This is a genomic window from Nocardiopsis sp. RV163 (assembly GCF_001029525.1).
Lineage (GTDB): Bacteria > Actinomycetota > Actinomycetes > Streptosporangiales > Streptosporangiaceae > Nocardiopsis > Nocardiopsis dassonvillei.
The window spans coordinates 1-1,739 of the sequence record NZ_LEKI01000323.1; the positions used below are offsets into that span (position 1 = coordinate 1).

General features: G+C 73.5%; 3 protein-coding genes. All 3 read left to right on the forward strand.

Annotation, left to right across the window (positions count from 1 at the left end; translation table 11 throughout):
* Nucleotides 1-82: 82 nt before the first annotated feature.
* From hisI to ABD54_RS26465, 3 genes are read left to right on the forward strand one after another with little or no spacing between them, the layout of a single operon-like run.
* On the forward strand, nucleotides 83-427 hold the full coding sequence (gene hisI, locus ABD54_RS26455; RefSeq protein WP_047872277.1) for a phosphoribosyl-AMP cyclohydrolase: 345 nt from the start codon (nucleotides 83-85) through the stop codon (nucleotides 425-427).
* Nucleotides 424-1,116, forward strand: a complete 693-nt coding sequence (locus ABD54_RS26460; RefSeq protein WP_047872275.1) for a Trp biosynthesis-associated membrane protein — start codon at nucleotides 424-426, stop codon at nucleotides 1,114-1,116. The genes hisI and ABD54_RS26460 overlap by 4 nt, the downstream gene beginning before the upstream one ends.
* Nucleotides 1,116-1,451 (forward strand): HGxxPAAW family protein, encoded by a 336-nt coding sequence (locus tag ABD54_RS26465; protein ID WP_047872276.1) that lies wholly within the window; start codon nucleotides 1,116-1,118, stop codon nucleotides 1,449-1,451. The genes ABD54_RS26460 and ABD54_RS26465 overlap by 1 nt, the downstream gene beginning before the upstream one ends.
* The last annotated feature ends 288 nt before the right edge of the window (nucleotides 1,452-1,739 follow it).

The window sequence follows — 1,739 nt, forward strand, 5'->3', positions numbered from 1 at the left end:
GCCCCGCACCGACCCGACCCGCGCCCCGGCGCCGGGGGCACCCGGTGCGGGACGCTCCGGCGACGGCCATAACCTGGAGTGCATGAGCGTCACCAGCCTCGCCCCGGACATCGCCGCCCGACTCAAGCGCAACCCGGACGGCCTCGTCCCCGCCGTCGTGCAGCAGCACGACACCGGGGAGGTCCTCATGCTCGCCTGGATGGACGACGAGGCCCTGCACCGCACCCTCACCACCGGCTCCGCCACCTACTGGTCGCGCAGCCGAGGCGAGTACTGGGTCAAGGGCGCCACCTCCGGACACACCCAGCGTGTGGTGTCCGTCGCACTCGACTGTGACGGGGACACCGTCCTGGTCCGCGTCGACCAGGAGGGCGCCGCCTGCCACACCGGCGACCACACCTGCTTCGACGCCGGGAGACTGCTGTGAGTTCGGCCTCCCCGCCCCGCGCGCGCCGGGAGTACGGCCTGGCCGTGCTCGCCCTGGCCGCCGGGGCCGGACTCCTGCTCGCCGCCGCCGGACGCCAGTGGGCGACCGGCGAAATCACCGCGCCGGGGCCGGTCGCCCCCGTCTCCGTCCAACTCACCGGAACCGACCTCACCGGCGCACTGAGCGGCTTCGGCTGGGCCGGACTGGCCGGGATCGCGGGCCTGTACGCCACCCGGGGCTGGGGGCGCCGGGCGGTCGGCCTCCTTGTCGCACTGGGCGGAGCGGCCGCCCTCAACGCCGTCTGGGGCGCCACCCGGCCCGGTGCGCTCCTGGACGCGATGGCCGACAGCACCACCGAAACCGCCGGGGCCGCGCAGGTGGCCGCCGACCCCAGTCTGCTGGCACCGGGGCCCGCCATGGCCGTGGCCGGGGCGGTCCTCCTGGTCGCGGCGGGGCTGGTCGCGGTACTGCGAGCCCCTGCCTGGCCTGGTATGGGCACCCGGTACGATCGGGACGCCGCACCGCGCGCGACCCGGTCCGAGACGCCCTCCGACCTGTGGAGGTCGCTGGACGCCGGTGACGACCCCACACTCGACGCCGAGTCCCCGGGCACCACGCCCGCGGACTCCGACGGCGCCGAACACGCACCGCGGGCAGCACGCCCAGCCGAACCTAAGGAGAACACCTGATGGCCGACGAGCACCACGACGACCACGGCAACACCCTGTCCGCCTGGTTCCTCACCGTGTCCTGGATCGTGGCGTGGTCCGCGGCGGCCTTCGTCATCGTCTTCCTCGGCGGCGACCTGCTGCTGTGGACCGCCGTAGCCCTCGTCGCCAGCGTCGTGCTCGCCGCGATCGCCGGTGTCATGAAGAAGGCCGGCTACGGCCGCAAGGAGCCCCGTCCCGTTCCGCCCACGCGCGAGGAGTGGGAGGCCGGCCGAAAGTCCGCCGTCGCCGCCCAGCCCGAGCCCGCCGTCGCGCAGCCCGGTCCCGCCCTGGACCCCGACGCGACCAAGGCCTGACGGGCACGGAGCACCGGGGAAGCCGCAGCTCACAACGAGTGGGTAACGGAAATATGGACGAAGGTCCCACGGGGCGGGTAGATTCGGCCCGCCGGCCACGACTGCCGCGTCGGTTCGGTTCGGTGGGAGTCTCACCGGTCTGGCATCATTCCTTTCTGCCCGCGGCGTATGCGATCCGGTGACCCAACCCTGCCCCGTGTTGGGCCGGAGTGTTCCCGCACGCGCCGCGCAAACCCCTTGTCCTCTTCCGGAAAGTTGTACTGAGCATGAGTTACGGTCCCCCTCCCC

Bases quoted from the DNA above. Each gene is read 5' to 3' on its own strand.
- ABD54_RS26465 (WP_047872276.1), top strand. From the start codon at position 1,116: ATGGCCGACGAGCACCACGACGACCACGGCAACACCCTGTCCGCCTGG.
- hisI (WP_047872277.1), top strand. From the start codon at position 83: ATGAGCGTCACCAGCCTCGCCCCGGACATCGCCGCCCGACTCAAGCGC.